The organism is Streptomyces sp. KLMMK (genome assembly GCF_036961605.1).
Lineage (GTDB): Bacteria > Actinomycetota > Actinomycetes > Streptomycetales > Streptomycetaceae > Streptomyces > Streptomyces telluris.
This window is the reverse complement of record NZ_JBAMDC010000515.1, coordinates 1-3,934: the sequence shown is the minus strand read 5'-3', so window position 1 is coordinate 3,934 and position 3,934 is coordinate 1. Positions and strand designations below refer to the sequence as shown.

The 3,934-nt window shown below is 75.1% G+C and carries 4 protein-coding genes and 1 pseudogene; all 5 read left to right on the top strand.

The window, feature by feature from the left end; genetic code table 11:
* Positions 1–265: FtsW/RodA/SpoVE family cell cycle protein (locus V7793_RS34675; RefSeq protein ID WP_336013673.1), on the top strand; the 265-nt coding region annotated here is incomplete at its 5' end.
* Between the two features lie 74 nt (positions 266–339).
* A complete protein-coding gene (locus V7793_RS34670; RefSeq protein ID WP_336013672.1) occupies positions 340–1,530 on the top strand; it encodes a cytochrome P450 in 1,191 nt (396 codons plus the stop codon).
* Positions 1,531–1,535: 5 nt separating this feature from the next.
* Positions 1,536–1,787 (top strand): ferredoxin, encoded by a 252-nt coding sequence (locus V7793_RS34665; RefSeq protein ID WP_336013671.1) that lies wholly within the window; start codon positions 1,536–1,538, stop codon positions 1,785–1,787.
* A gap of 107 nt (positions 1,788–1,894) precedes the next feature.
* Positions 1,895–3,529, top strand: coding sequence for a carboxylesterase/lipase family protein (locus V7793_RS34660; protein WP_336013670.1), 1,635 nt, complete (start codon positions 1,895–1,897; stop codon positions 3,527–3,529).
* Between the two features lie 41 nt (positions 3,530–3,570).
* Positions 3,571–3,934: pseudogene (locus V7793_RS34655) on the top strand (ATP-dependent DNA ligase); the annotation flags it as partial.

Genomic DNA, 3,934 nt, shown 5'->3' with positions numbered 1-3,934 from the left:
GATCGCGCGCGACCCCTTCGGGAAGCTGCTGGCCGTCGGGCTCGCGGCGGCCCTGGCCCTGCAGGTCTTCGTCGTGGCGGGCGGGGTGATGGGCCTGATCCCGCTGACCGGCAAGGCGCTGCCGTTCCTCGCCAAGAGCGGCTCCTCGCTCGTCGCCAACTGGCTGATGGTGGCTCTGCTGATCCGCATCAGCGACAGCGCGGGCCGGGCCCGGGCGGGCGCGGGGGCGGGGCGGCCGGACCGGACCCGGGCGGCGCGAGGGTGACGCCTTGTTGACCGAGGCACCCATCTCTGCCGACGCTTGCTGTAAGCAGGGACACTCAGGAAAGAGGCGCGCGGATGTCCATCACCCACGACGAGCCCACTGCCTACCCCTTCAACGACCCCACCGGACTGGCCCTGTCCGGGAAGTACGCACAGGCGCGCCGCGGCGAGGGGCTGCTGCGCGTCCGCCTGGAGTACGGCGAGCCCGCCTGGCTCGTCACCCGCTACGCCGACGCCCGGCTCGTCCTCGGCGACCGGCGGTTCAGCCGGGCCGAGAGCGTCCACCACGACGAGCCGCGCCGGGGGAACGGGCCGCGCGACACCGGCCTGCTGAGCATGGACCCGCCCGACCACACCCGGCTGCGGACCCTGGTGACGAAGGCGTTCACCACCCCGCGGGTCGAGAAGCTGCGCCCGGACGTGCGCGCGCTCGCCGAGCGCCTGGTGGACGCGATGGTCGCGGCGGGCCCGCCCGCCGATCTGGTGGAGGACTACGCGCTGCCGATTCCCGTCGCCGTGATCTGCCGGCTGCTCGGGGTGCCGGAGGAGGACCGCCCGCGCTTCCGCAAGTGGAGCGACGCAGCGCTGTCGACCAGTTCGCTGACCGCCGAGGAGAAGACGGTGAACCGGGACGAGCTGAGGGCCTACATGGCCGGGCTCGTCGAGGAGCACCGCGCCCGGCCCGCCGACGACCTGATGACCGCCCTGATCGAGGCGCGCGACGTGGGCGACCGGCTCTCCGAGAGCGAGCTGATCGAGCTGTGCGTGGGCATCCTCGTCGCCGGCCACGAGACCACCGCGACGCAGGTCCCCAACTTCGTGCTCACCCTCTTCGACCACCCCGGAGCGCTGGAGCGGCTGCACGCCGACCCGGCCCTCCTGCCGGGCGCCGTCGAGGAGCTGATGCGCTTCGTCCCGCTGGGCGCGGGGGCGTCGTTCGCCCGCTACGCGCTGGAGGACATCGAGGTGGGCGGCACGCTCGTGCGCAAGGGCGACGCGGTCCTGGTGGCCGTCGGCGCGGCCAACCGGGACGCCCGGCGGTTCGCCGACCCCGAGATCCTCGACATCGGCCGGCAGGCCAACCAGCACCTGGGCTTCGGCCACGGCGTGCACCACTGCCTCGGTGCCCCGCTGGCCCGGCTGGAGCTCCAGGAGGCACTGCGGGCGCTGATCCTGCGGCTGCCCGGGCTCCGGCCGGCCGGCGACATCGTCTGGAAGACGGGGATGCTGGTCCGCGGGCCGCGCTCGATGCCGGTGGGGTGGTGAGCCCGGTGACGGACCCGGCGGAGGCCGCGGCGGACGGCACGGCGGCGTGGCGGGTGACCGTGGACCGGGGCGCGTGCCTCGGCTCGGGGATCTGCGCGGCCCTGGCGCCGGGGCTGTTCGCGCTGGACGGCGAACGCTCCCGGCCCTTGAGAGGGACGACGGAGCCCGACGAGGCGGTGCTGGACGCGGCGGACTCCTGTCCCGCGGCGGCCATCACCGTCGCCGAGGGAACGGAGGTCGTCGGGCCACGGCCATGACGTGACGCCAGGTAGTGGTGAGCGGCGGAGATACCCCTGGTCCGGGATGGGTACTACCCCGGGTGCCCGGGCCCGACCGCGCGCCCGCCGGCCGAAAGGACATACGCATGCAGCATGTCCGGCTCCCCCGTCGCCGGGGCGGTGCTCTCCTCGCCCTGCTCCTGGCCCTGATGTCCGTCACCTCCGTCGCCGCCGCCGCACCACCGGGCCAGGAACCCGGCACGCCGGACCGGCCCGTCGTCGGCACGGACCACGGCCCGGTGCGCGGCAGAGCGCACGGCACATACGCCACGTACGAGGGCATCCCCTTCGCGGCGCCGCCGACCGGCCCGCTGCGCTGGCGCGCTCCGCAGCCGGCCGAGCCCTGGAAGGGTGTACGGGACGCGGGGCAGCCGGGCTCCCAGTGCCTGCAGACGCCGATCTTCGGCACCGGTCCCGCCACCGGGTCGGAGGACTGCCTGTACCTCAACGTCACCACGCCGACGGGCCGCGCGACCGGCCACGGCAGGCCCGTCATGGTGTGGGTGCACGGCGGCGGGTTCGTCGGCGGCACCGGCAGCGAGTACGACGCCGCCCGCCTGGCCACGCGCGGCGACGCCGTCGTCGTCACGCTCAACTACCGGCTGGGCGCCTTCGGCTTCTTCGGCCACCCCGGGCTCGGGGACGCGCCCGCCTTCGGCCTCGCCGACCAGCAGGCGGCCCTGCGCTGGGTACGGGCCAACGCCGCCCGCTTCGGCGGCGACCCGCACAACGTGACCCTGTTCGGCGAGTCGGCCGGGGCCATCAGCACCTGCGCCCAGCTCACCTCGCCCACCGCGGCCGGCCTCTTCCACAAGGCGGTCCTGCAGAGCGGGTCGTGCATGACCTCCTTCCCCCGCGGCGCCGTCGCTCCGGGCACGCCCGGGGCCGGGTTCTCCGTATCGCAGCGGGCCCTCCAGGACGCGGGTGCCGCCGCGGCCGGGCAGCTCGGCTGCCCGCAGGGGGCCGGGGCTCTGGACTGCCTGCGCGGGCTGAGCGCGGACAAGCTGGCGACGCCGGAGCTGGCGCAGGCGTTCAGCAGGCCGGTGTACGGCAACGCCCTGCTGCCCGCGGAGCCGGAGAAGGCCCTCACCGCAGGCCGCTTCCACCGGGTGCCGGTGATCCAGGGCACGAACCTCGACGAGATGCGGCTGTTCGTCGGCCTGACCCTGCAGCAGTTCCCCCTGCGGGACGAGCGGGACTACCGGGCCCGCCTGGCGGACTCCTTCGGCTCCGCCGCGGGCGCCGTCGAGGCGGAGTACCCGCTGTCGCACTACGCCTCGCCGGCGCTGGCCTGGTCCGCGGTGCTCACCGACACCACGTTCGTCTGCTCGGCGGTGCGGGCCGACCGCGCGCTGGCCGGGCGGGTGCCGACGTACGCCTACGAGTTCGCCGACCGTGACGCACCCGTCCTGGACGGCCTGCCGGTGGTGCCCGGCTTCTCCTACGGAGCCTCGCACGCCTTCGAACTGCCCTACCTGTTCACCGCCTTCCCGACCCAGCCGCCGCTCAACAGCGCGCAGCGCGTCCTGTCGGACCGGATGGTCGGCTACTGGACGCGCTTCGCCCGCACCGGCGACCCGAACTCCTCCGGTGCCCCGCACTGGCCCGCTCTCCACGAGCGGGGGCTGACGCAGTCCCTCGCGCCGGGCGCGGACGGCATCCGGCAGATCCGCCTGGGCGAGGAGCACCACTGCGGGTTCTGGGACCGGCTGCGGGGCTGAGCCGGACTGCGTGACGGGCATGCCCGTTGCACGATGAAGGCATGCTCCTGGCCGATGTCGCCCGCGTGTCCGCCGAAGTGGCCGCGACCTCCGCGCGGTCGGAGAAGACCGCCCTGCTGGCCGGTCTCTTCCGCGGCGCGGACCCGCGGGAGGCGCCCGTCGCCCTGACCTACCTGTCGGGGCGGCTGCCGCAGGGCAGGATCGGCATCGGCTGGAGCGTGCTGCGCTCCTCCCCGGCCCCGGCGGGCACGCCCGCCCTGACCGTCGCGGAGGTCGACCGGGCGGTCGACGGGATCGCCGCCGTGGCCGGCAAGGGCGCGCATGCCGAACGCAAGCGCCGCGTGGACGCGCTGATGGGCGCGGCCACGGAACAGGAGCAGCACTTCCTGCGGGGGCTGCTCGGCG

What these genes read in the sequence shown, in the direction of transcription:
- V7793_RS34660 (WP_336013670.1), top strand. Translation starts at nt 1,895, where the DNA reads ATGCAGCATGTCCGGCTCCCCCGTCGCCGGGGCGGTGCTCTCCTCGCC.
- V7793_RS34670 (WP_336013672.1), top strand. Translation starts at nt 340, where the DNA reads ATGTCCATCACCCACGACGAGCCCACTGCCTACCCCTTCAACGACCCC.